This window comes from Verrucomicrobiota bacterium (assembly GCA_016871675.1).
GTDB lineage: Bacteria > Verrucomicrobiota > Verrucomicrobiia > Limisphaerales > VHCN01 > VHCN01.
In genome coordinates, this window is sequence record VHCN01000011.1 from 1 (window position 1) to 22,827 (window position 22,827).

Sequence of the window (22,827 nt, forward strand, 5' to 3'; positions counted from 1 at the left end):
GGCGCCGCTGCCCAGGGCGTGGAGAGCCTGCGCGATGCCTACATTGAGGTGCATGTGCCCGTCGGCACCGGCTTAAACATTAAGGCCGGCCATCTGATCTCGTTGCTGAACTGGGAGTCGGGTGATGGGGGCGTGGTTAATGCTAACTTTTCACAAGGCAACCAGTGGTTCTACACGGGCAACGGACCGGCCGCTGGCGTTCAGCTTGGTTATGCCTTCAGCGATCAATGGAATCTCAATGTGCGCGTTCAGAACGGCCTCTACACAGGTTTGGCGGATGACAACAGCGGCAAGATCGGCATGGCCAGCTTGGGCTGGAAGCCCGATGCGAAAACCGGCATTAACTTCATTGGCTTCGGCGGCTATGAGCCCTTTGGCCAGATCGTCGGTGGTTCCATCCTCGCGTCCCGCCAGCTCACCGAGAAATACAATTTGACGCTGGCCACCGAGATTGACCTGTTCAGCGTGCAAACCAAGCCCGTTGGCGGCCAGGACTACTGGTCTGTCGGTGGATGGCTCACGGCTGACTTGTGCGAAAAAGTGGGCGTGGCCCTCCGCGCCGACTACGTGAAGGACAACGACGGGTTCGCCACTGGCGGAGTGGGTCCTGTGGCGGCTTTTCGATTCCCGGCCAATACCGGGCAAAATCTTCTGAGCGTCACCTTCACGGCCAACTACAAGCTGCATCCAAGCCTAAAACTACAGCCAGAGATCCGGTATGACCGGACTTCACTCAGTGGCGGCTTCGACGGCGCCAACAGCCGCTGGATTGGCGGCATGGGCGTCTCCTACTCGTTCTAAACCTGTCCCCTAAAACTCAAACCTTGGTAAACCTGAAACTCCAATCCCCACAGTAATCCCCTCCATGAAAACCCAGAAAATCCTCGCCGCGCTTGCGGCCCTCGCCCTCGGCGTCACCGCGCAGGCGGCGGAAAAAGTCAAAGTCGGTGTCCTCCATTCGCTGTCCGGCACCATGGCCATCAGCGAAACCTCGCTCAAGGACGTGCTGCTCTTCACGTTCGACGAGATCAACAAGGCCGGCGGCGTCAAGGTCGGCGGCAAGAACGTGCTCATCGAGCCCGTCGTCGTGGACCCCGCGTCCAACTGGCCGCTGTTCGCCGAAAAGGCCGAGCAGTTGCTCGTGAAGGACAAGGTTTCCGTCGTATTCGGCTGCTGGACTTCCGTCAGCCGCAAGTCCTGCCTCCCTGTGTTCGAGCGCAACAACGGGCTGCTCTTCTACCCCGTGCAGTATGAGGGCGAAGAGTTGTCCAAGAACATCTTCTACACCGCTGAAGCCGTGAACCAGCAGGCCGTGCCGGCGGTGGATTACATGCTCGCGGAGGGCAAGAAAAAGTTCTTCCTCCTTGGCTCGGACTACGTCTATCCGCGCACGACCAACAAGATCCTCAAGCAGTATCTGAAGTCCAAGGGCATCCCGGACTCGGACATCGAGGAAATCTACACGCCGTTCGGCCACACGGACTACCAGACCATCGTCGCCTCGGTGAAGAAATTCGCCGCCGGCGGCAAGGCCTGCATCATCAGCACGCTCAACGGCGACACCAACGTGCCGTTCTTCAAGGAGTTCGCCAACGCGGGCCTCACCTCGGAGAACTGCCCGGTCGTCTCCTTCTCCATCTCGGAGGATGAGTTCCGCGGCCTGCCCGCCAAACAGCTCGTCGGCCACCTTGGTTGCTGGACCTACTTCATGTCCATCAAGTCCCCGGAGAACACCAAGTTCGTCGGTGACTTCATGAAGTGGATCAAGGCCCCCGTCGTGACCGGTGTGGACTACAAGGTGACCGGCATCGATGCCAAGGGCCGCGTGACCTGCAGCCCCATGAACCTCTCCCGCATCGGCGTGTATCTCTGGAAGCAGGCCGCTGAGAAGGCCGGCACGTTCGAGGTGGACAAGGTCCGCACCGCGCTCATCGGCCAGAAGTTCAAGGCCCCCACCGGCGAGGTCACGATGCAGGCGAATCACCACCTCATCAACCCGGTGTTCATCGGTGAAACTCTCGCGACCGGACAGTTCAAGATCATCAAGTCGCTCGGCGCGGTCGCCGGCGAGCCGTTCAGCGAGAAGTTCCTGACGAAGAAATAGGTTGTTGTTGTTTGACTGTTAGTTCTGCGGGGAGGCGGGCGCGTGCATTCGCCCGCCTCCCCTTCCAACCAGAAAGAGACAGCCCCTCGCCAACTCGTCGTGATACCCAGCCCCGTCCGCCCGGCGACCCAAACTGCCGCTCGATTCCTCCTGCTCTGCATCGTCCTGTTGGTTCAGCTTCGCCCCCTTACCGCCGCGCCCGTGCCGGCCCCTTCCCCGCATCGTGCCACGCTCATCGAGGCATTGCTCACAGACGATGCCGGCAAGCAGATTGACTTGGTCAAGAAACTCGTGGACGCGGGAGCCGACCCGATTGTCGAGCAGGCCCTCTCCGCGTGGCGGCAGGGCGGCGTCTTCATCTACGAGACCAACGACACCCGCACGCCTTTCATGCTCGACGCGCAGACCGACGGCGACGGGCTGGCGCGCGCCCTGCGCTTGTCCGATGGCGAACAACTGAAAGACCCCGCCGGCAAGCCGCTCAAGTTCGCCGCCAACGACCTGACCGCCGTTGACACCACCTCGAAGCTCCGCAAGGCCATCAAGACCACGCTCGACCTCTTCTCGCTCGGCAATCCAAATCCGAAAATGCGTCGCGATGCCGTGACGAAGCTGGGCCAGGAACAAAACGCCGAGTATCTCCCCTTCTTCGAGGCCCGCCTGCCCAAGGAAACCGACAGGGAAGTCCGCCGTGCGCTGGAGGAAGCCGTCGCCCTCACGCGTATTGCTGACGATGACCCGAAGGTCCGCGCGCCCGCCATCCGCCGGCTGGGCGAGCTGCGCTCCATCAACTCGCTTCAATTTCTCCAGAAACTCAAAAAGGACGCCAAGGCAGACACCGCGAAGTTTGGCCAGGAGACGCTTGAATCCGTCCGCAAGTCCGTCGCCGACATCGAATTCTATATCTCGATGGGCAACCTCTTCGGCACCGCCTTCCGTGGCTTCAGCCTCGCCGCCGTGCTCCTCGTCGCCGCCCTCGGCCTGGCCATTACCTTCGGCCTCATGGGCGTCATCAACATGGCGCACGGCGAACTCATCATGGTCGGCGCCTACACCACCTACGTGACGCAAAATCTTTTCCGCGCAAAATTCGGCGGCTCGGGTGCGGGCTTCGATGCTTACTTCATGGCCGCGCTCCCGTTGGCATTTCTGGTCTCGGGTCTCGTGGGCCTGGCACTGGAACGCGGCGTGATCCGCTTCCTCTACAAGCGCCCGCTGGAATCCCTCCTCGCCACGTGGGGCGTGAGCCTCGTGTTGCAGCAGGTGTTCCGCCACATCTTCGGCGCGGCCAACGTGCAGGTGAACTCGCCGACTTGGTTGAGCGGCAGCTATGTCGTGCATGACGTGCTCTTCGCCTACAACCGCATCTTCGTCATCGGCTTCGCGGTGTTCATCGTGCTGGGCACCTATCTGCTGCTCACGCGCACCAGCCTCGGCCTGCAAATCCGCGCGGTGATGCAAAACCGCCAGATGGCCTCCGCGCTCGGCGTGCGCACCGACCGCGTGAACATGATGACCTTCGCCTTCGGCTCCGGCCTCGCGGGCATGGCCGGCGCGTGCCTCTCGCAGATTGGCAATGTCGGCCCAAGCCTTGGCCAAAGCCACATCGTGGACTGCTTCATGATCGTGGTGCTGGGTGGCGTGGGCAATCTGGTTGGAACTGTTTGCGCCTCGCTCGGCGTGGGTGTGACCGATCAGATTCTCCAGCCGTGGCTCGGCGCGGTGCTGGGCAAAATCACCGTGCTGGCCGGCATCATCCTGTTCCTGCAATGGCGGCCGGCCGGTCTGTTCGCCGTGCGCACCCGCAGCCTTGAAGGATGACGGACACCACGCGCATCCCCCTGTCTGACGCGGCCGCACGGCCCGGCCGGCTGCGCGTGGTGTTCGGCCGGGTCTGCGGCTGGGGACTCGGTTTGGGAATGAAATACCGTCGCTGGCTGGTCCGCTGGTTCACATGAAGCTCTCGTTGTCGAAACGTGAAGTCGCCTGCGTCGCCGTCGTGGCGTTCGTCGTGCTGGGCGTCCTCCCCGGCTTGAACGCCTTTCTGCCCGCGAACAGCCCGCTGCACGTCAGCACCTTCACCCTCAGCGTTTACGGCAAGTATCTCACCTACGCCGTGCTCGCCATGGGCGTGAACCTGCTCTGGGGCTACACCGGCATCCTCAGCCTCGGCCAGTGCCTCTTCTTCTCGCTCGGCGGCTACTGCCTCGGCATGAACCTGATGCTGATGATTGGGAAGCTCGGCCAATACAAGGCCGACATCCCGGACTTCATGGTGTTCCTCGAATTTCCGAAGCGCTTCCCGGAAACCGGCGGCCTCCCGCCGCACTGGATTCCCTTCAAGCACTTCTGGTTCGCCGCGCTGATGGTCGTCGTGGTGCCGGCGGTGGTCGCCTACATCTTCGGCTGGCTGGCCTTCCGCTCGCGCATCAAGGGCGTCTATTTCTCCATCCTCAGCCAGGCGTTGACCTACGCGGCGACGCTGATGTTCTTCCGCAACGACTTCACCTTCGGCGGCAACAACGGGCTGACGGATTTCAAGTTCATCCTCGGCTTCGACGTGAATGCGCCCACGACGAAGCGCACGCTCTACATCGCATCCGGCGTGCTGCTGCTGCTCGTGTATTTGTTCTGCCGCTGGCTCAACACGACCAAGTTCGGCCTCATCCAACGCGCCATCCGCGACTCCGAAAACCGCGTGCTCTTCAGCGGCTATGCCACGGCGCACTTCAAGCTCTTCGTCTTCGTCGTGGCTGGCGTCATCGCGGCTCTGGGCGGCGCGCTCTTCGTGCCGCAGGTGGGCATCATCAATCCCAGCGAAATGGCCCCGGAAAAATCGCTCGAAGCCGTGGTCTGGTGCGCCGTGGGCGGACGCCAGAACCTCATCGGCCCCATCCTTGGCGCAGTCAGCATCAACGCGCTCAAAAGCTATGCCACGCACGCCTTCGCCGAACAGTGGCCTTACATCCTCGGCCTGCTGTTCATCTTCGTGACGCTCTTCATGCCGAAGGGAATTGTCGGCATCCCGGATCAATTGCGTGAGTTGAAGGCGCGTTTCACTCGTAAGCCGAATGGCGATGACGCGCCCCTCGCAGCGGCACCCGCCGAGGGTGAAGCACCAGCCGCCGAACCCGCCAAAGCCAAGCCCTCCTGACCCGTGACCGCGCACAAAGAATTCATCCTGACCATCGAGGGCGTCACAAAATCGTTCGACGGCTTCAAGGCCATCAACGACCTGAACTTCTACATGGACACGGGCGAGTTGCGCGTGGTCATCGGCCCGAACGGCGCGGGCAAGAGCACCATGCTCGATCTCATCACGGGCCGCACCGCGCCGGACGTGGGCAAAGTCGAGTTTGGCAAGGACACCGACCTCACCGAGCTGAACGAATACGAAATCAACCGCCTCGGCATCGGCCGCAAGTTTCAGACGCCCTCGGTTTATGTGGACAGCACGGTCTTCGAGAACATCTGGCTCTCGCTCGAAGGCAGCCGCAGCCTCTGGTCATGCCTCTTCTCGCGCATCTCCTCCGAGCAGCGCGACCGCATCCATGAGGTGATGAAGACCATCGGTCTGGTGGACAAGGCCGATACGAAGGCCGGCCTGCTCTCCCACGGCCAGAAGCAGTGGCTCGAAATCGGCATGTTGCTTGCGCAGAATCCGAAGCTCCTCCTCGTGGACGAACCTGCCGCCGGCATGACCGACGAGGAGACGCACAAAACCGGCGAGCTGTTGATGAGTCTCGAAGGCAAGCACAGCATCGTCGTCATCGAGCACGACATGACCTTCGTCCGGCAGATTGCCCGCAAAGTCACCGTCCTCCACCAGGGCCATGTCCTCTGTGAAGGCACCGTGGACCAGGTGCAGAACGACGAGCGCGTCATCGAGGTGTATCTCGGTCGCAAGAAGAAGGCGTGAACCCAATGAAGAAGTGCTTAGTAATTAGTAATGAGTGCGCGGAAGGGACCGCGTTGATCGCTCGGAGACTAATCACTAATCACTAATTACTTCCCATGCTGACCCTTTCCGACATCAACGTTTCCTACGACGGCTCCCGCATCCTGCGCGGCGTCAGCCTCGAAGTCCCGGACCGCAGCCTCGTCTGCCTCATGGGCCGCAACGGCGTCGGCAAGACCACCACGCTCAAGAGCATCATCGGCCTCGTGCAGGCGGACTCCGGCACCGTGACGCTGGCCGGCAAGAATCTCACCGGCTGCCGGCCTGACGAGCGCGCTCGTGACGGGGTTGGCTACGTGCCGCAGGGGCGCGACATCTTCCCGCACCTCACGGTCTGGGAGAATTTGAAGCTCAGTCTCGTGGTCCACGGCGCGAAGGCGAACGGCCAGGTGGACCGCGTGCTCGAGCTGTTCCCCATCCTCAAGGAGTTTCTCCAGCGCAAGGGCGGCGTGCTCAGCGGTGGCCAGCAGCAGCAGCTCGCCATCGCCCGCGCCCTGCTCACTGACCCCAAGGTGCTCATCCTCGACGAGCCGACCGAGGGCATCCAGCCCAACATCATTGACCTGATCGGCGACACGCTCGTGAAGATCAAACAGGAGGGCAAGATCAGCATCCTCCTCGTCGAGCAATACCTCGACTTCTGCCTCGCGGTCGGGGACAACTTTTACATCATGGATCGCGGCTCCATCGTAGCCTCCGGCCCCATCGCCCAACTCAACGACGACCTCGTCAAACTGCACCTGACTGTATGAGCAACCCATCTGACCGCAGCCGCACGAACCGCTTCTCCTCCCTCTCCCTTCATCGGATGAGGGGAGAGGGTCGGGGTGAGGGGTGGCGTGTAACCCTTGGCTCACGCCTCAAAGTCCGCCTCCTCACGTCGGCGGCTACGACTGCCTTCGCACTCTCCGCGTCCGCGCATCCCGGCCATGATTGGGCTGCGGTGGACGCACGGCATTTGGTGACGAGTCCCGACCATCTCGCCGTGCTCGCCCTCGCTGGCGTCGTGCTGTGCCTCGGCGCGCGTTTTGTCCAAGCCCGCTGGCCGCGCCGTATGCTCCAAGGCGCGGGCCTCGTCGCTGTTGCCGTTGCCGCTGTTGTTTGGGGACTCCGTGCGTGATGGTCGCCGCCATCCATGACTTTACCACTCGTCGTTCCGGCCACGCGCACTTGCAGTGCGAGCGGATCGCCGGGAAGACCGCCGTCACTTCGTCCTTCGCCACCTCGCCGCTGAAACTCCTCACGCCCCGTTCGCGCGGCGAGAGTGTCTGGGCCTACCTCAGCAGCTTCGGCGGCGGCATGGTCGCCGGTGATGAAACCCGCCTCGACCTCCACGCTGGCCCCGGCACGCGCTGCTTTGTCGGCACGCAGGCCTCGACGAAAATCTATCGCAACCCCACGCAGCGCCCCTGCTCGCATCGTGTCCGCGCTGACGTCGCCGAGGACAGCCTGCTCGTCCTCGCCCCCGACCCGGTCCAGTCGTTCGCCGATTCCAGCTTCAGCCAGCGCCAGGAAATCTTCCTGCACCCGACCGCCGGACTGGTGCTCCTTGACTGGTGCTGTTCCGGCCGCGTCGCGCGCGGTGAACGCTGGGCCTTCAACGCCTACGCCAGCCGCATTGAAGTCTGGCGCTCCGACCAATCGGCCATCCCCAAGCGCCTCTTCCTCGACTCGCTGCTCCTCGATCCCGCCGACGGAGCGCTCGATGCCCCGATGCGCCTCGGCCGCTTCAATTGCTTCGCGCTCCTCCTGCTCCTCGGCCCGCCACTGGCCACTGCCGCGCAGCAACTGCTCGCCACCCTCGCCGAGCGCCCTGTAGAGCGCCGCGCTCCACTGGTCGTCGCCGCGAGCCCGCTCCGTGACGGGGCCTTGCTCCGTATCGCTGGCGAGCGTTTCGAGGACGTGGCCCGCGAACTCCACACCCACCTCGCCTTCCTCCCCGCACACCTCGGCGACGACCCCTTCGCCCGAAAATGGTAAACCACCCAAACCGACTGAACACTGGTCACTGAACACTGACTACTGACCATGCATCTTAGCCCCCGCGAACTCGACAAGCTCACCCTCCACGCCGCCGGCTCCCTTGCGCAGAAGCGCCTCGCGCGCGGGTTGCGCCTGAACCACCCCGAAGCCGTCGCGCTCATCGCGACGGTTCTGCTGGAGTTCATCCGCGATGGCCGGAGTGTCGCCGAGTTGATGAATCTTGGCCGTAAGCTGCTGGGCCGCAACCAGGTCATGCCCGGCGTGCCGGAGATGATTTACGACGTGCAGGTGGAAGGCACGTTTCCCGACGGCTCGAAGCTCGTCACTGTGCATCATCCCATCGCCAGCGAGAACGGCGACTTGGCCCTCGCGCTCCACGGCAGTTTCCTCCCTGTGCCGGACATCTCAGATTTCAAACCGGCGGCAGAACAGCCAGTGCCCGGTGCCTGCGAAATCAAGGACGGTGAAATCGAACTCAATGCCGGTCGTGCGACCGCCACGTTGGCCGTCACGAATCTCGGCGACCGCCCGATTCAAGTCGGCAGCCACTACCACTTCATTGAGACCAACGCTTCACTGCGCTTCGACCGCGCGAAAGCCTACGGACTGCGCCTCGACATCCCGGCAGGCACAGCCGTGCGTTTTGAACCCGGTGAAACCAAGACGGTGAAGCTCGTTGAAATCGCCGGGAAGAAAGTCATCCGCGGTGGCAACAACCTCGCCAGCGGCAAAGTTTCCTCCGCTGGGAAGAAAGCCGCGTTGAAGAAAGCGAAGGCGAAAGGTTTTGCCAGTGCTTGAAACGCATTTCATAGCCTCAGAGAGGCGGCAGAAGGTAGCCCACGGCGTGAGCCGTGGGATTCGCGTCCGAAATAGCGCAAGCCCCGGAGGGGCGACAGAATCGTTATTTTCCGCCGGAAATCTCTTTCGCCCCTGCCGGGGCTTGTTCCGTATGTTCGCTAGACCCACGGCTCACGCCGTGCGCTACCTTCAAACGCCCCTCCGGGGCTGAACCCGATTCCTGCTATGTCCCATAAAATGAAACGCGCCCACTACGCCGACATGTTCGGCCCGACCACCGGCGACAAAGTCCGGCTCGGCGACACTTCGCTCATCGCGGAGGTCGAGAAGGATTTCACCGTCTATGGCGACGAATGCAAATTCGGCGGCGGCAAAGTCATCCGCGAAGGCATGGGCCAGGCCGCCGGTGTCGGGGCGAAGGTCGCGTTGGATTGCGTCATCACCAACGCGCTCGTGCTCGATCATACCGGCATCTACAAGGCCGACATCGGCATCAAGAATGGCTTGATCTCCGGCATCGGCAAGGCGGGCAATCCCGACATGATGGCGGGCGTGACCAAAGGCATGATCGTCGGCGTCACCACGGAAGTCATCGCGGGCGAGGGTTTGATTCTCACGGCGGGCGGCCTCGACACGCACATCCATTTCATCTGCCCGCAACAGGCGCACGAAGCGATTGCCGCCGGTCTCACCACGATGGTTGGCGGCGGCACTGGCCCGGCGGTCGGCACTTGCGCGACGACCTGCACGCCCGCGCCGTTTTATTTCAAGGCGATGTTGCAAGCGGTGGATTCCCTGCCGCTCAACTTTGGTTTCACCGGCAAAGGCAACACCGCGATGCCCGCCGGTTTGCCCGAGCAAATTGCCGCCGGCGCAATCGGCCTCAAGCTGCACGAGGACTGGGGCACGACGCCCGCCGCGATTGATTGCTGCCTCGGCATCGCGGACAAACACGACGTGCAGGTGACGATTCACACCGACACGCTGAACGAATCCACGTTCGTCGAAGGCACGATTGCCGCGTTCAAGGGCCGCACGATTCACACGTATCACAGCGAAGGCGCGGGCGGCGGTCACGCGCCGGACATCATCCGCATCTGCGGTGAGCCGAACGTGCTGCCGAGTTCCACCAACCCGACGCGGCCTTACACGGTCAACACGATTGACGAGCATCTCGACATGCTCATGGTCTGCCATCATCTCGACCCGAACCTGCCCGAGGACGTGGCGTTTGCCGAGAGCCGCATCCGGGGTGAGACCATCGCGGCGGAGGATATCCTGCACGACATGGGCGCGATCAGCATGATGAGCTCGGATTCGCAGGCGATGGGCCGCATCGGCGAAGTCATCACGCGGTCTTGGCAGACGGCGGATAAGATGAAGCAACAGCGCGGTCGCTTGCCCGAAGAAAAAGGCGACAACGACAACGTCCGCATCAAGCGTTACCTCTCCAAATACACCATCAACCCCGCGCTTGCCCACGGCATGGCGCATGTCATCGGTTCAATTGAAGTCGGGAAACTCGCCGATCTCGTGCTGTGGAAGCCTGCGATGTTCGGCGCGAAACCGGAGATGGTCATCAAAGGCGGATTCATCGCGTGGGCGCAGATGGGCGATCCGAACGCGAGCATTCCCACGCCGCAACCGGTTTACATGCGTCCGATGTTCGGCGCGTTTGGTCGCGCGACGGGTGCGACAAGCATCGCGTTCGTCAGCCAGCTCTGCAAAGCGAAGGGCGTGGCGAAGGGCTACGGAATCACCAAACGCATCGAAGCTGTGAAAGGCTGCCGCAAAGTCACCAAGCGCGACCTCAAGTGGAACAACGCGTTGCCCAAAATCACCGTGGACCCCGAGACCTACGAGGTCCGCGCTGACGGTGAGCTGCTCACCTGCGAACCCGCGCAGGTGCTGCCGCTGGCGCAACGGTATTTTCTTTTCTAAAATGGCGGCGGCTGTGCCAAAGCGAAACAGGCGAACGGACAGGCCGCGTCACCGCGTGCCCGCTTTGGACGTTGCTCCGCGCATTGGCACCGGGCTTCTGCCCGGGGTTGAGGCGCGTGATGGTCACACCACCGTTTCAACGGCCGCAGGCGCGAGCGGCGACGACTGGCTCCTCTGGCAGCTCGCTGACTCCGCCTTCCCCACCGGCGGCTTCGGACATTCCGGCGGATTGGAAGCCGCGTGCCAGCATGGCGAAGTGACCCGCGCGGGCTTGCCCGGTTTCCTCGAAGCCAGCCTTCGCCAATGCGCCCGCGCTGCGTTGCCTCTCGTTACTGCCGCTCACACCGAGTCGCAGCGCCTGACTGAGTTCGACCAACTCTGCGACGCGTTCCTTTCCAACCACGTCGCGAACCGCGCCAGCCGTTTGCAAGGCCGTGCCTTTTGGACCGCTGTCACGCGCGCCTTCCTGCCGGAGCTTGCCGAACCGCCGGAGCTTTGCCACCTCGCCCCCGTTTTCGGCGTGCTCACTCAGCGGCTCGCCATCACGGCGCCGTCAGCCGCGAGGCTCTTCCTTTTCTTGCACCTGCGCGGGCTGGTGTCCTCCGCTGTTCGCCTTGGTGTCATCGGCCCGCTGGAAGCCCAGGCCGTGCAGCATCGCCTCGGAACGGTGGCTGAGGCTGTGGCCACGCAGGCTGCCTCGTTCACCTTGGACAACCTCACGCAGACCGCGCCGCTCCTCGACCTCTGGCAGGGTGCGCAGGACCGGCTTTACTCACGGCTCTTTCAAAGCTGAACTCCCACCATGAATCGCATCCTCCTCCATCCCCACTCCCACAGCCACGGCCCCGGCGGTCATACCCACGAGCACATGGAACACCCGGGCCATTTCCATGAGCGCGACCAGCCACTGCACCGTGATTTCAGCCGCCGCGCTTTCACTGTCGGCGTGGGTGGGCCGGTGGGCAGCGGCAAGACCGCGTTGATGCTCCAGCTTTGCCGCAAGTTGCGCGAGAAGATGAACATCGCCGCCGTCACCAACGACATCTTCACCAAGGAAGACGGTGAGTTCCTCGTGCGCAACGACGCGCTCGCCGCCGACCGCATCAAGGCCGTCGAGACCGGCGGCTGCCCGCACGCGGCCATCCGCGAGGACATCACGGCGAACCTGCTTGCGCTTGAGGACTTGCACCGGAAGTTCCATCCGCAACTGCTCCTCATCGAGTCCGGCGGCGACAACCTCGCCGCCTGCTACAGCCGCGAGCTGGCCGATTACACCATCCAGGTCATTGACGTGGCGGGCGGCGACAAAATCCCGCGCAAAGGCGGCCCCGGCATCACCCAGAGCGATTTGCTGGTCATCAACAAGACCGACCTTGCCTCGCTCATCGGCGCAGACCTCACGGTGATGGAGCGCGACTCCAAGAAGATGCGCGGCAACGGTCCCTTCGTCTTCGCGCAGGTCAAGAACGGGGTGGGCGTGGACGCGATCATCACTCACATCCTCCACGCTTGGCAGCATGCGACCGGGGTGGAGCACTCACACTGAGAAATGGACTGGCGGGTGAAAATGCTTAGGCCGCTGGCTGACGAACAGCGTTGGAGCATCGTGACTGCATTGTTGTAAACGCCGGTCGAAAAGTGCGGCGGGTGGCGCTCGAAAAGTGAGACACCTTCCGAGGCGTAGGGAACGGTTTTTGGGCTGGGAGGTCAAGTCCGAGAAGCTCGCCGCGAGGTAAAACGAGCAGGCGGGCGAGCGGCGAGCCCCCAGCTCGCGCCCGCCTGCGGTCGAAGGTTCGTTGGACTTACTTCCACTTCAGCCGCTCTTTGGCGTCTTGCAACCGGTAGCTTTGCCCGTTGGCTTCCAGGATGTGCACCCGGTGCGTCAGCCGGTCCAGCAACGCGCCGGTCAGCCGCTCGCTGCCCAGCACCTCCGTCCATTGGGCAAAGGGCAGGTTCGTCGTCACCAGCAGGCTGGTGCGCTCATACGCCCGGCTCACCACCTCGAAGAGGAGCTCCGCTCCGGCCTTGGAGAACTTCGTTGGGTTACGCTCGAAACATCTTGTAGTAATTGGCGCACCCGTCAGGAGTTGAACCTGAAACCTTCTGATCCGTAGTCAGATGCTCTATCCAATTGAGCTACGGGTGCTCCAAAGGCGCGGCAATCTAGCGGTGGGTCGTAGAGGCGGCAAGCGCGGAGTTGGCTGACCCGGCCCGAAAGCGGCCAAGCTCACACCGAGAGGCTTCGCTCGCGTGCGACGACCTGCCAGCGCGTGTCGGCGCGGCCGTTGCGGATGACGACCGCCTGCGAGTGCAACGCGACGGTCGGGCAGATGTGCCATGGCTCGCCGTAAAGCACCGACCCGACCTTGAATTCGTCCGCCCGCGGGGTCTCGATCACGAGGTGTTCCTCGCTGTGCATCACGGCCTTGGCGTCGCTCAAGCCGAGCAACCGCACGCGCGGGTGCGGGTTCTCGGCGGCGATGGCTTTGTGGCCGAGGTCGAGGCAGAGCCGGTTCGGGCCGGGCTTGCTCACCACGCGGGTCAGCACCAAAGCGGCGACTTGAAAATCCATGTCGGGCAGCTTGATGCCGTAGCCCGCGTCCCAGAAGACGCACGTGCCGGGCCCGCACTCGATGTCGCCCTCGCGTTTTGCGTGGATGGGAAACGTGGGTGTGCCGCCGGCGACGATGCGCGGCACCTGGATGTGCGCGCCTTCGAGCTGCGTCTTGAGTCCCTCGACGCCCTCGAAGGCCGCGTCGCACTTCGCCGTGCGTTCGGCGAGGTCCGCGATGCAAAGGTGGCCGTCGTAGGCGTGCAGTCCGCCCGCGCGCAGGCCGGGGAGTTTGGTGATGAGTTGGTAGAGTTCGAAGGCGCGCGGGCCGGGTTGGATGCCGGTGCGCTGCATGCCGGTGTCGAGGTCGAGCAGGATTTCCAGGGTAAGGCTTGCGGCCTCGAAGGCTTTCGAAAGATTTCGCAGCGCCGCCTCGTCGTCGGCGATGGCGGCGAACCGTGTGCGCGGATGTTGTTTGATGAGCTGGATGAGGCGCCGGACGTTGGGGCCGAGGGGTTGATATGCCAACAGCACGTCGGGGACGCCGCCCTTCGCGACCATCTCTGCCTCGGCGATCGTCGCGCACTTGACCTTGGTGATGCCGGCCTCGGCTTGCAGTTTGATGACCTCCGGAAGCTTGTGGGTCTTGATATGCGGCCGAAGCCGGCGTGCGGTCCCGGCGATGGCGACCATGCGGCGGATGTTCTCCGCGATGCGGTCGGGATAAACCACGAGCGCGGGCGACGGGACATCGTCCACGTTGAGGATGCGGTGCCAGTCCTTGGTCATGGGAACGCTCAGCGCTCGATCTCGAAAATCGCCTCGATCTCGACGGCCACGTTTCCGGGCAGCGAGGCGACGCCGACCGCGCTTCGGGCGCCGAGACCGCGCTCCCTGCCGAAGACTTCGATGAGCAGCTCGCTGAAGCCGTTGATCACCTGCGGCTGGTCCTTGAAGCCGGCGGGGCTGTTCACCATGCCGAGCACTTTCACCACGCGCCTGACGCGGTCGAGGCTCCCGAGTTCCTGCTTTAACGAGGCGAGCACGGCGAGGCCTACCTGTCGCGCGGCATCTTTGCCCTGGGCGACAGTGAGTTCCTCACTCACGCGGCCCGTGATGGCCTTGCCATCGGCACCGCGCGAAATGTGTCCGGACACGAATGCGAGGTTACCCGTGATCACGACCGGCGTGAGCGTGGCGGAAGGTTTGTTCGCCTCGGGCAGCTTGAGGCCCAGTTCCAGCAGGCGGGCCTCGGCGGAAGGCGCCTCCGGCTTCGATGCTGCCGAGGTCTTCGTTGTCGGCCGCGTGCTCGATGCGGTCCGGGTCTCGCGCGTCACATCCATGGAGATGCAGCCGCAAAATGCCAGGCTCAAGAGCACCGCGGCGAAGTGAGTCCCATGCGGGGACGAGGACGACGTGTTCACGCGGATTCAGGCGTCGAGTTCAAAGATGCATTCGACCTCGACCGAGATGTTCCCCGGCAGCGGCCCCATGCCGACTGCGCTGCGCGCGCCGACGCCGGCATCCTCGCCGAAGACATCCCGCATGAGTTCGCTGAATCCATTGATGACCTTCGGGTGATCGTAGAAATCCGGCGCGGTGTTCACCATGCCGAGCGTTTTCACGAGGCGCTTCACGCGGTCGAGCGAGCCAAGTTCATTGCGAAGCGTGGCGAGGATCGCAAGGCCGACCTGCCGCGCGGCGGCTTGTCCGCCGGCGAGGTCCACTTCCCTCCCGACAACGCCGGTCATCATCGATTTGTCGGGCTTGAGCGGGCCGTGGCCGGAGACGTAGCACATCGTGCCCACGATCACGACGGGCTTGTAAACCGCCACGGGCTTGGGCGCGGGTGGAAGTTGAAGTCGTAGTTCGCGCAGACGGGCTTCGGCGCTCATGTTGATCTTTGACGCGGCCTAACTGGAGGCGCGTGGGTGACAATCGTGTCGTAACATCAGCCGGGCAAGACTTTTCCATTGCGCGATGAATGGCGCCTGCCAATAGTCCGTCCCTGTTCGTGGGCATTTCGCCATTCCCGCAGAGCCCCGCCTCCCCGATCATGAAATCGGACGACACACGGAAGAAAACTCCCAAGACCCCGGCCAAACCGGAGCCCGCTGCAAAGCGCCGCGCGGCCCAGCGCCGGTTGTTCAAGGCCTCGAAACCGCGCGCGCGCAAGCCGGTGATCGAAGTGCCGCGCCTTCTGCTCGAAGGCGATGAACCGGCGCGCCCGGTTTCCGCGAGCGGCCCCGGAACGCGATATTCGCTCGGCCCCTCGGCGCCGCCCGCGCACGCGGCGCGGCTTGATGAAACAGGCGAACTGCCCGAGTCCTACGGCACACACAAACTGCTGCTCACCGCGCGCGACCCGCACTGGCTCTACGCCCACTGGGATTTCCCTCGCGAGCACCTAGGACGGTTGAACGCGCTTTCCGCCGACGGTCACCTCGTGTTGCGCGTCTTCGCCGACCGCGTCGCGGGCGAACCGCTCGTGACGCAGCACGTGCATCCCGAGTCGCAAAGCTGGTTTGTGTTCGTCGGCCGCGGCGGCACGCGGTTCATCGCGGAACTCGGCTACCGCGACGCCGCGGGCACGTGGACCCCCGTGGCGACCTCACGCCCGGCGCTCACACCGCCCGATGCGATGAGTGGGGACACGACCGTCCGGTTCGCAAATCTCCCGGCAGCGGTTCCGTTCGACCAAATCCTCGGTGTCGTGAAGGCCGCCGTCTCCGCGCACGTCCCGCTGCTCGAAGCGCTCGAACAACTCCGGCCGGAGTTCCCGCAACTCCCGCCCGTCGAGGTCTTCGCCGCCCAATCCGCCTCGCACCCCGCGGCGCCGCCTGAGCTCACGCCCGCGCAGGAACAAGCGCTCGCCGATGTGGTGACAATGGACGCCGTGCGCCGTGTGTGGGTCGGCTCCCTCGACATCACCGAGCTCGTGAAACGCAGGCTCGCCGACGAGACGCCGGGCGCGCTTTCGTCCGCCGCCGCCGCGAAGGTGGCGTGATGCTTGCGACGACGCGCGCGCCGGGTTAACGATTGGCCATGCCGAATCCCGACCTGACGGACGCCGCGCTCGTGCTCGCAGGGCATGGCTCGACGCTGAACGCCGATTCGGCCGCGCCCACCTTTCAACACGCCGACGCATTGCGCCGGCGCGGCACGTTTGCCCAAGTGGTCGAGACCTTCTGGAAGCAGGAGCCGCATTGGGCCGGTGCGCTCCGCGGCGTGTTTGCATCTCGCGTCTTCATCGTGCCGCTGTTCATCAGCGAAGGCTACTTCACCGAGGACGTGCTGCCGCGCGAGATGGGCTTTGCGCCTTCCACCGAGGCGGGATTTCCGCGCACGCGCCGGACTCCGACACAAACGATTCACTACTGCGGCCCGGTCGGGACTCACGACACCATGACGGGCGTCATCCTCGCCCGCGCGCGCGAAGTCGTGGACGCGCATCCGTTTCCGCGGCGACCCGCGGACCGCGACACGGCGCTGTTCGTCGCCGGGCATGGCACCGGCAACAACGAGAATTCACGCAAAGCCATCGAGCGGCAGGTCGGGCGTATCCGCGCACTCGGACCATTCGCAGAGGTTCACGCCGTTTTCATGGAGGAGGAGCCGCGCATTGCCTCCTGCTGGCAGATGGCAGAGGCACGGAACCTCGTGGTGGTTCCCTTCTTCATCAGCGACGGGCTGCACAGCTACGAGGACATCCCGGTGCTGCTCGGCGAACCAGAGCGCGTCGTGAAGGAGCGGTTCAAGTCCGGCCAGCCCACATGGCGCAATCCGACCGGGCGCCACGGCAAGCTCCTGTGGTATGGCTCCAGTGTCGGCACCGAACCGCATATCGCTGACGTCATCCTCGAGCGCGTGCGCGAGGCAGCGGCTAATCCTCCGCCTTCGACTCTCGCCCGGTGAGGTCGCGCACGGCCTGCCGCACGTCCTTGCCCTCATGGAGCATCGCGTGGACTTCCTGCATGATGGGGGTGTCGACACCGTGACGCCGCGCGAGTTCGCGGGCCGAGCGCGCGGTCGGATACCCCTCGGCAACCGCCGTCATGCTCGCAACGATGTCCTCGGCCTTCTCGCCGCGGCCGAGCCGTTCGCCGAAACCGCGGTTGCGGCTGAGCTTGGAGAAGCACGTCACCATCAGGTCACCCATCCCGCTCAAGCCGGAAAACGTGTCCGCCTGGGCGCCGCAAGCCACGCCAAGCCGCCGCAGTTCCGCGATGGCCCGCGTGACGAGCGCCGCCTTCGAGTTGTCGCCGAAGCCCAGGCCGTCGCACACGCCCGCGCCGATGGCGATGACGTTCTTGAGCGCGCCGCCGAGCTCGACGCCGTGGACATCCGCGCTCGTGTAAACGCGAAAGGCCGGGCTGTGAAAGAGCGACTGCACGGTCTGCGCCGCCGCCTCGTCGGTGCTCGCCGCCACGATCGCCGTGGGCACGCCGCGCGCGACCTCCAGGGCCAGCGTGGGTCCGGACATCGCCACGACGCGCGCACGCGGCGCGTTCTCGCCGAGGATGTCCGTCATCGTCTTGCCCGTCCCGATCTCGATGCCCTTCGTGACGCTGACGACGATGCCTCCGAATCCGCCAAGGGTTTGAGTGACGTTGCGGAAGCCCTTGGACACCGCGGCCACCACGACAAGTTCGGCATCGGAAACCGCGCGCGCGCCATCCGGCTCGGCGCGCAGGCCGGGCGGCAGCTCGATGCCGGGCAGATAGCGTTCGTTGCGGCCCGTCGCGCGGATCGCCTCGACGGCGTCGGGAAAGAAATCCCAAAGCACGACGCGGTGTCCGCGCAGCGCGAGAATGCGGGCGAGCGCGGTTCCCCATGCGCCGGCACCGAGGACGGTGATGTTCATTTCGACGGACCCGTTTGAGTGAAGCTGATTCGGCTCTCGGTTCCCGCGAGCAGGCGCTCGATGTTGGAGCGGTGCTTGTAAATCGCGAGCGCGCCCGCGGCGGTCGTGACCCACTTGAGCAGCGCGCCCGCGTCGGAAAACCAAACCGCCGCCGGCAGAACCACGGATGCGGCGAGCGAAGCGACCGAGACAAACCGCGAGACCACAAACACCGCCACCCACGAGCCAAGCGCGATGCCCGCGGCGAGCGGCGCCAGCGCAAAGAACACGCCGGCGCTGGTCGCAATGCCCTTGCCCCCCTTGAAACCGAGCCAGCAGGTGTAGTTGTGGCCCAGGATCGCCGAGATGCCAGCGAGGATGGCCACCGCGTCCCGCGTCGAGGCCGGGGCGGAGCCACGGCCCGCGACGAATTCGAACACGAGGCCCGAAGCCCACGCGCTCGCGGCGCAACCCTTGAGCCCATCCACGAAGAGCACGAATGAACCTGCCGCCGCGCCAAGCACCCGGAACGCGTTCGTCGCGCCGATGTTGCCGCTGCCGACCGCGCGGATGTCCACGCCGCGCGCCTTCGCCACAAGAAATCCCGTCGGGATGGAACCGAGCAGATACGCGGCCACCAGAGTCACGATGAGGGCGAGCGGGTCCACGCGACGAAGGTAGGAGTTCAAAGTTCAAAGTTCAAAGTTCAAAGTTTGCCGGTCCCGCGCGGTCAGCCGACTGCGGACTTGCAATCATCCGGCGGGCGCGTTTCATCGGCGCATGTTTCCCATCACCGTGCTGGCTGGCGACAAGCCGTGGATGCCGGGGCCGTATCCGGGCGTCGAGTTGTGCGTGCTCCACAAGAACGAGGCGACGGGTGGGTTGACGGTGCTTCGCAAATTCCACGCCGGCGCGGAAATTCCGGCGCACACGCACCCGCTCGCGAATGAGTGGGCCTACGTTCTCACGGGCGAGTGGGAAGAATCCGGCGCGGTGTATTCGAGCGGCACGTTGTTCCACGCGCCGAAGGGGGTGAAGCACGGACCGCACCTCGCCCGCACGGAAGTGGTGAGCCTGACCGTCTTTGACGGACCGCTGACGCTCGCCTGAGCGTTTCAGTTCAGGACAATGCCCTTGCGGACGTAGGTCGGGAAGTCGAGGTCCTCGCCGTTGCGAAGGGTCGGCTCGCTTTTCTCGAAGCGCCCCTTTGAGACGATTTCCAGCGGCAGTGCGATCTGCTGCGGCTTGCCAGGCTTGCCTTTGGCCCGCTTTGTCCCCGTGCCGGTGAGCGCCGCGACTTGCTCGGGCGTGGACTCGGGCGCGGGCGGCACGGTCCGCACGGGCGGACGCACGGATGTGGTCGGCTCGAGGATGGACGAGAAGTCCTCGGCCGGCGGATGCGCCCTAGCCGGGGAAGGCGCTCCCGGGGATTCACGGTTTTGCGGGGCCACGCGCGAGGCGACGACTGTGATGCACAGTTTGTCCGCAAGGGAATCGTCCACGGCGGCGCCGAGGACGAGATGCACGCCGTCGCACTGGCGGTTGATCTGATCCATCACGCGGTTGATCTCGGCCATGGTGAGGCCGGGACCGCCGACGATGCTCACGAGCAGCGCGTCCGCGTTGGTGAGGAGCTCGCCGCCTTCGAGCAGCGGATTCGCCATGAGGCGCTCGAACACCTCGCGGGCGCGGTTCGGCCCCGCGGCGCTGGCCGTGGCAAACCGGCACAACGCGTGCCGCCGCCGCAGCACGGAGCACAGGTCGCTGAAATCGATGTTGATCAACCCCGGCCGCGTCAGCATCCGCCAGATGCCGCTCACGCCGTCGGCGAGCAGGCCGTTGGTCGTTCGGAACATTTCCATCACAGACGTTTGGTCGTCCAGGAGCCGTTGCGCCGTCTCGTTCGGCATGCAGATGACCCCGTCGCAGGCGAGCATCAACTGCTCGAGCCCGTGCTGCGCGATGTGCCGGCGGCGGCCGCCCTCGCATTCAAACGGCAGCGTGACGACGGCGAGCACGAGCGCGTTGGTCTCCTTCGCGGCGCGGGCGAGGACTGGGCTCGCACCCGTGCCCGTGCCTCCGCCGAGCCCGGTGGCAATGAAGACCAAGTCCGAGCCCTGAATCAGTTCGTGAAACTTCGGCAGCGACTCCTCCGCCGCCGCGCGTCCCCGCTCCGGGTCGCCACCCGCGCCGAGTCCTCGGGTGACCTTCACCCCGAGCGGGAGTTTCAGGGGCGCGTTCGAGCGGGACAGGGCGAGCGCGTCGGTGTTCAGCGCGGCGAATCTGACCGATTCAAGTCCGGCGCCGAGCAACGGCTCGAGGGCGTTGCATCCGGCGCTGCCGACGCCGAGGACCGAGACAGCGAGAGCGCGTTGGGCCGGCGGATTCGAGGTGAGTGGGGATTCCGGGTTCATGGATGGGATGAATTGCGGGTCAACGACCGAGCAGCGCGCCGAATGTTTCGCCGAAGACTCGGACAAACCAGCCGCCGGGCTCGGCCCGCTGCGCTTGCATCGAGCCGTATTTCACGAGCCCGATGGCCGTGGTGAACTCGGGCGCATCGAGCACGGTCTTCACGCCATTGACGGTGTGCGTGTGCCGCGGCGAGACGCGCACCTGGAAAACCCGCTCGGCGAGTTCGTGGATGCGCGGGATGTGCGCGCCGCCGCCGACCAGCACGACGCCCGCGCCGAGGTGATCGAGCAGCCGCTCCTTGTCCAATTCCGCCGCGATGAGTTGGAACGTTTCCTCGAGCCGCGCAGACATCACGCGCTGGAGATGTTCGACATGGATGTCGCGTCCCGCATGGCCGGACTCGCTCGTGAGGGCGATCGTTTTGCCCCGGGCCGACGGCTCCACGACGGCGCAGCCGTGCGCGAGCTTGAGCGCCTCGGCGCGCGCCTGCGGGACCTTCAGCCCGTAGGCGAGGTCGTTCGTGACGTGGTCGCCACCCACTGCGAGCACGCCGAGGTGGCGGACGACTCCTTGCGAATAGACGACGAATTCCGTCGTCCCCGCGCCAAGGTCAAGCACCACGGCGCCGCTGTCCTTCTGCTCGATGTCGAGCGCGGAAAGGGCGGAGGCGAGCCCGTTGAAGACCGGCGCGCCCTGCAACTGGATTTGCATCCCCTCGAGCACGTTCACGGGATTCTGCAGCCGGTTGTAATGCGCGTGCACCACGTGCATGTCCACTTCGAGCTTCGCGCCGACCATGTCCACGGGCGACACGATGCCGTGCTGCCCATCCACGGTGAAATGCTGGCGGATCGTGTGCAGGACGCAGTGCTCGGCGGGAAGGCCGGTGGCCTTCGCGTTCTTCACCACGTCCAGCACGTCGTCCGCGCAGATGAGCCGGTCGGCGCTGACGATGGGATGCTGGCCGTGGTTGTTGAAGCCATGGATGTGCGCCCCGGTGACGCCAAGCACCACGGAGCGGATCTCGACGTCGGCGTGTTCCTCGGCCTGCGACAGCGCGGCGCGGATGTCCGCGGCGGCGGCGGCCGAGTCAACGATCTCGCCCTTGCGCACGCCGGTGGACGGGTGCTGGCCGACGCCGATGATGTTGACGACGTTGTCGTCCGAAACCTCGCCGACCACGGCGCAGATTTTCGAGGTGCCGATCTCGAGGCCGACGAGGACTGAGGGTGAGGAATCAAACATTTTTCTTTTTGGTTCGCGAAGGCTTGCTGGACTTCGGTGTTGGGGCGGGCGCCCGCGAAGCCTCGACCCAGAGCGCGGGAAGATGATTGGTGACCGAAAGGTCGAGCGTGGCGATGGCCTTGTTATTGCGCGCGCCGAGTTCGTGGATCGTGCGCCACCGGCGGATTTGCGTGTCAGGCGGAATCGTCGTGGCAAACGTCACGCGGCTGCCCTGCCCCGTGGTCACGAGGAGGACTTCCGGCGCGCTCAAATCCACCCGCCGGATGTCCGTGGCCGAGGCCATCTCCGACTCGTCGAAGAGCGAGAGCAATCGCAGCGCGGACCGGAGCTTGGGTGAGAAGACCGGCTGGCCGGCGCGCAGTTCGACTCCCGCCGCGCCCGTGAGGACGGGCAACTGGCCCACGAGCGGGAAAAGCGGCTCCTTCGTGATGTGCGGCGCGGGCACGGGATAAACGATGCCGGCGGGATCGAGGAAGAACGGCTCCGCGGCCATGCCCGCGCCCGAAGCCCGGGGCCGCACGTCGTAAATCACGGCCACCGCCTCGCGCTCGGTCACGCGCAGACGCAGTATGTTCGGCAACACGCGCTCGACGGCCACCGAGTCGACGATCGGCTGGAGTTCGAGATCGCGCTTGATGCGGCGCAAGTCCAGGCCCATCAGGTTTTCGCCGGGCTTCACCCCGGCCCAACGCACGACGACTTCCGGAAGCAGCGCGCCGCTGCAATGCACGTCAACGGTCTTCAACGCGAACGCGGGATTCCGATAGATGAGCGCGTCGAGCGCGTAGGCGCCGGCCTGCCAGAGCACCACGAGCACGAGCGCGGCGCCGAGCACGGCGGTGAGCGCCCGGCCCGCGAATCGAACCGCGACCGCGCCCGCCTGCTGCTGGTGCAGCTTCACGTCGAGCACGTGGTCGCGCCGGTGGCGCGCGTTGCTTCGATTGCGTTTCCAGAACATGGCGTGTCAGTTTCGAGTGCCGGCGGTTGCG

Annotated in this window: 23 protein-coding genes and 1 tRNA gene; 14 read left to right on the forward strand and 10 right to left on the reverse strand. The window is 64.8% G+C overall.

Going from position 1 to position 22,827, the window contains the following annotated elements:
- From FJ386_04015 to ureG, 11 genes are all read left to right on the forward strand, one after another.
- A partial coding sequence (locus FJ386_04015; GenBank protein ID MBM3875871.1) for a hypothetical protein occupies positions 1 to 801 on the forward strand: 801 nt, incomplete at its 5' end.
- A 64-nt stretch (positions 802 to 865) separates the two neighbouring features.
- Positions 866 to 2,104, forward strand: a complete 1,239-nt coding sequence (gene urtA / locus FJ386_04020; GenBank protein ID MBM3875872.1) for an urea ABC transporter substrate-binding protein — start codon at positions 866 to 868, stop codon at positions 2,102 to 2,104.
- 390 nt (positions 2,105 to 2,494) lie between these two features.
- Complete coding sequence (urtB, locus tag FJ386_04025) at positions 2,495 to 3,925, forward strand: urea ABC transporter permease subunit UrtB (protein ID MBM3875873.1); 1,431 nt, start codon at positions 2,495 to 2,497, stop codon at positions 3,923 to 3,925.
- Between the two features lie 133 nt (positions 3,926 to 4,058).
- Positions 4,059 to 5,258 carry an urea ABC transporter permease subunit UrtC gene (gene urtC / locus FJ386_04030; protein MBM3875874.1) on the forward strand — a complete coding sequence of 400 codons (1,200 nt, stop codon included), beginning with the start codon at positions 4,059 to 4,061 and terminating at the stop codon, positions 5,256 to 5,258.
- Between the two features lie 3 nt (positions 5,259 to 5,261).
- Complete coding sequence (gene urtD, locus FJ386_04035) at positions 5,262 to 6,023, forward strand: urea ABC transporter ATP-binding protein UrtD (GenBank protein MBM3875875.1); 762 nt, start codon at positions 5,262 to 5,264, stop codon at positions 6,021 to 6,023.
- 95 nt (positions 6,024 to 6,118) lie between these two features.
- Positions 6,119 to 6,814, forward strand: coding sequence for an urea ABC transporter ATP-binding subunit UrtE (urtE, locus tag FJ386_04040; GenBank protein MBM3875876.1), 696 nt, complete (start codon positions 6,119 to 6,121; stop codon positions 6,812 to 6,814).
- Positions 6,815 to 7,181: 367 nt separating this feature from the next.
- Positions 7,182 to 8,042 carry an urease accessory protein UreD gene (locus FJ386_04045; protein ID MBM3875877.1) on the forward strand — a complete coding sequence of 287 codons (861 nt, stop codon included), beginning with the start codon at positions 7,182 to 7,184 and terminating at the stop codon, positions 8,040 to 8,042.
- Between the two features lie 48 nt (positions 8,043 to 8,090).
- On the forward strand, positions 8,091 to 8,843 hold the full coding sequence (locus FJ386_04050; protein ID MBM3875878.1) for an urease subunit gamma: 753 nt from the start codon (positions 8,091 to 8,093) through the stop codon (positions 8,841 to 8,843).
- Positions 8,844 to 9,068: 225 nt separating this feature from the next.
- Complete coding sequence (ureC, locus tag FJ386_04055) at positions 9,069 to 10,784, forward strand: urease subunit alpha (protein ID MBM3875879.1); 1,716 nt, start codon at positions 9,069 to 9,071, stop codon at positions 10,782 to 10,784.
- A gap of 1 nt (position 10,785) precedes the next feature.
- The gene (locus tag FJ386_04060) at positions 10,786 to 11,577 is read left to right on the forward strand and encodes a hypothetical protein (protein MBM3875880.1); all 792 of its coding nucleotides are present in this window, start codon (positions 10,786 to 10,788) and stop codon (positions 11,575 to 11,577) included.
- Between the two features lie 75 nt (positions 11,578 to 11,652).
- Positions 11,653 to 12,330: an urease accessory protein UreG gene (gene ureG, locus FJ386_04065; GenBank protein MBM3875881.1), complete on the forward strand. Its 678-nt coding sequence runs from the start codon at positions 11,653 to 11,655 to the stop codon at positions 12,328 to 12,330.
- A gap of 256 nt (positions 12,331 to 12,586) precedes the next feature.
- Here ureG and FJ386_04070 read toward each other — a convergent pair whose 3' ends face one another.
- The 5 genes from FJ386_04070 to FJ386_04090 form a co-directional block, all read right to left on the reverse strand.
- Entirely contained in the window at positions 12,587 to 12,892 is a 306-nt protein-coding gene (locus FJ386_04070; protein ID MBM3875882.1) for a hypothetical protein, read from the reverse strand.
- Positions 12,854 to 12,930: transfer RNA gene (locus FJ386_04075), tRNA-Arg, on the reverse strand. Before FJ386_04075 ends, FJ386_04070 begins: the two co-directional genes overlap by 39 nt.
- A gap of 81 nt (positions 12,931 to 13,011) precedes the next feature.
- Positions 13,012 to 14,124: a D-TA family PLP-dependent enzyme gene (locus FJ386_04080; protein ID MBM3875883.1), complete on the reverse strand. Its 1,113-nt coding sequence runs from the start codon at positions 14,122 to 14,124 to the stop codon at positions 13,012 to 13,014.
- An 8-nt stretch (positions 14,125 to 14,132) separates the two neighbouring features.
- The gene (locus FJ386_04085) at positions 14,133 to 14,678 is read right to left on the reverse strand and encodes a RidA family protein (GenBank protein ID MBM3875884.1); all 546 of its coding nucleotides are present in this window, start codon (positions 14,676 to 14,678) and stop codon (positions 14,133 to 14,135) included.
- An 87-nt stretch (positions 14,679 to 14,765) separates the two neighbouring features.
- Positions 14,766 to 15,230 (reverse strand): RidA family protein, encoded by a 465-nt coding sequence (locus FJ386_04090; GenBank protein MBM3875885.1) that lies wholly within the window; start codon positions 15,228 to 15,230, stop codon positions 14,766 to 14,768.
- A gap of 89 nt (positions 15,231 to 15,319) precedes the next feature.
- Between FJ386_04090 and FJ386_04095 the strand changes: the two genes are divergently transcribed.
- Together FJ386_04095 and FJ386_04100 are read left to right on the forward strand one after the other, a co-directional pair.
- Entirely contained in the window at positions 15,320 to 16,342 is a 1,023-nt protein-coding gene (locus tag FJ386_04095) for a DUF4912 domain-containing protein (GenBank protein ID MBM3875886.1), read from the forward strand.
- A 38-nt stretch (positions 16,343 to 16,380) separates the two neighbouring features.
- Entirely contained in the window at positions 16,381 to 17,250 is an 870-nt protein-coding gene (locus FJ386_04100) for a cobalamin biosynthesis protein CbiX (protein MBM3875887.1), read from the forward strand.
- Here FJ386_04100 and FJ386_04105 read toward each other — a convergent pair.
- Both FJ386_04105 and plsY read right to left on the reverse strand, forming a co-directional pair.
- Positions 17,219 to 18,199, reverse strand: coding sequence for an NAD(P)-dependent glycerol-3-phosphate dehydrogenase (locus FJ386_04105; protein ID MBM3875888.1), 981 nt, complete (start codon positions 18,197 to 18,199; stop codon positions 17,219 to 17,221). The genes FJ386_04100 and FJ386_04105 overlap by 32 nt on opposite strands.
- A complete protein-coding gene (plsY, locus tag FJ386_04110; GenBank protein ID MBM3875889.1) occupies positions 18,196 to 18,828 on the reverse strand; it encodes a glycerol-3-phosphate 1-O-acyltransferase PlsY in 633 nt (210 codons plus the stop codon). The genes FJ386_04105 and plsY overlap by 4 nt, the downstream gene beginning before the upstream one ends.
- A gap of 130 nt (positions 18,829 to 18,958) precedes the next feature.
- On the opposite strand from plsY, the gene FJ386_04115 reads away from it, so the two are divergent.
- The gene (locus tag FJ386_04115; GenBank protein MBM3875890.1) at positions 18,959 to 19,288 is read left to right on the forward strand and encodes a cupin domain-containing protein; all 330 of its coding nucleotides are present in this window, start codon (positions 18,959 to 18,961) and stop codon (positions 19,286 to 19,288) included.
- Positions 19,289 to 19,293: 5 nt separating this feature from the next.
- On the opposite strand, the gene FJ386_04120 is transcribed toward FJ386_04115, so the two are convergent.
- From FJ386_04120 to FJ386_04130, 3 genes are read right to left on the reverse strand one after another with little or no spacing between them, the layout of a single operon-like run.
- Positions 19,294 to 20,592, reverse strand: coding sequence for a hypothetical protein (locus FJ386_04120; GenBank protein ID MBM3875891.1), 1,299 nt, complete (start codon positions 20,590 to 20,592; stop codon positions 19,294 to 19,296).
- Between the two features lie 19 nt (positions 20,593 to 20,611).
- Positions 20,612 to 21,838 carry a cell division protein FtsA gene (gene ftsA / locus FJ386_04125; GenBank protein MBM3875892.1) on the reverse strand — a complete coding sequence of 409 codons (1,227 nt, stop codon included), beginning with the start codon at positions 21,836 to 21,838 and terminating at the stop codon, positions 20,612 to 20,614.
- Positions 21,831 to 22,796 (reverse strand): FtsQ-type POTRA domain-containing protein, encoded by a 966-nt coding sequence (locus FJ386_04130; GenBank protein ID MBM3875893.1) that lies wholly within the window; start codon positions 22,794 to 22,796, stop codon positions 21,831 to 21,833. The genes ftsA and FJ386_04130 overlap by 8 nt, the downstream gene beginning before the upstream one ends.
- Positions 22,797 to 22,827: the final 31 nt, after the last annotated feature.

What these genes read in the sequence shown, in the direction of transcription:
- urtA (MBM3875872.1), top strand. Translation starts at nt 866, where the DNA reads ATGAAAACCCAGAAAATCCTCGCCGCGCTTGCGGCCCTCGCCCTCGGC.
- urtB (MBM3875873.1), top strand. Translation starts at nt 2,495, where the DNA reads ATGCTCGACGCGCAGACCGACGGCGACGGGCTGGCGCGCGCCCTGCGC.
- urtC (MBM3875874.1), top strand. Translation starts at nt 4,059, where the DNA reads ATGAAGCTCTCGTTGTCGAAACGTGAAGTCGCCTGCGTCGCCGTCGTG.
- urtE (MBM3875876.1), top strand. Translation starts at nt 6,119, where the DNA reads ATGCTGACCCTTTCCGACATCAACGTTTCCTACGACGGCTCCCGCATC.
- FJ386_04045 (MBM3875877.1), top strand. Translation starts at nt 7,182, where the DNA reads ATGGTCGCCGCCATCCATGACTTTACCACTCGTCGTTCCGGCCACGCG.
- FJ386_04050 (MBM3875878.1), top strand. Translation starts at nt 8,091, where the DNA reads ATGCATCTTAGCCCCCGCGAACTCGACAAGCTCACCCTCCACGCCGCC.
- ureC (MBM3875879.1), top strand. Translation starts at nt 9,069, where the DNA reads ATGTCCCATAAAATGAAACGCGCCCACTACGCCGACATGTTCGGCCCG.
- FJ386_04060 (MBM3875880.1), top strand. Translation starts at nt 10,786, where the DNA reads ATGGCGGCGGCTGTGCCAAAGCGAAACAGGCGAACGGACAGGCCGCGT.
- ureG (MBM3875881.1), top strand. Translation starts at nt 11,653, where the DNA reads ATGGAACACCCGGGCCATTTCCATGAGCGCGACCAGCCACTGCACCGT.
- FJ386_04080 (MBM3875883.1), bottom strand. Translation starts at nt 14,124, where the DNA reads ATGACCAAGGACTGGCACCGCATCCTCAACGTGGACGATGTCCCGTCG.
- FJ386_04085 (MBM3875884.1), bottom strand. Translation starts at nt 14,678, where the DNA reads ATGGATGTGACGCGCGAGACCCGGACCGCATCGAGCACGCGGCCGACA.
- FJ386_04090 (MBM3875885.1), bottom strand. Translation starts at nt 15,230, where the DNA reads ATGAGCGCCGAAGCCCGTCTGCGCGAACTACGACTTCAACTTCCACCC.
- FJ386_04095 (MBM3875886.1), top strand. Translation starts at nt 15,320, where the DNA reads ATGGCGCCTGCCAATAGTCCGTCCCTGTTCGTGGGCATTTCGCCATTC.
- FJ386_04100 (MBM3875887.1), top strand. Translation starts at nt 16,381, where the DNA reads ATGCCGAATCCCGACCTGACGGACGCCGCGCTCGTGCTCGCAGGGCAT.
- FJ386_04105 (MBM3875888.1), bottom strand. Translation starts at nt 18,199, where the DNA reads ATGAACATCACCGTCCTCGGTGCCGGCGCATGGGGAACCGCGCTCGCC.
- FJ386_04115 (MBM3875890.1), top strand. Translation starts at nt 18,959, where the DNA reads ATGTTTCCCATCACCGTGCTGGCTGGCGACAAGCCGTGGATGCCGGGG.
- FJ386_04120 (MBM3875891.1), bottom strand. Translation starts at nt 20,592, where the DNA reads ATGAACCCGGAATCCCCACTCACCTCGAATCCGCCGGCCCAACGCGCT.
- ftsA (MBM3875892.1), bottom strand. Translation starts at nt 21,838, where the DNA reads ATGTTTGATTCCTCACCCTCAGTCCTCGTCGGCCTCGAGATCGGCACC.
- FJ386_04130 (MBM3875893.1), bottom strand. Translation starts at nt 22,796, where the DNA reads ATGTTCTGGAAACGCAATCGAAGCAACGCGCGCCACCGGCGCGACCAC.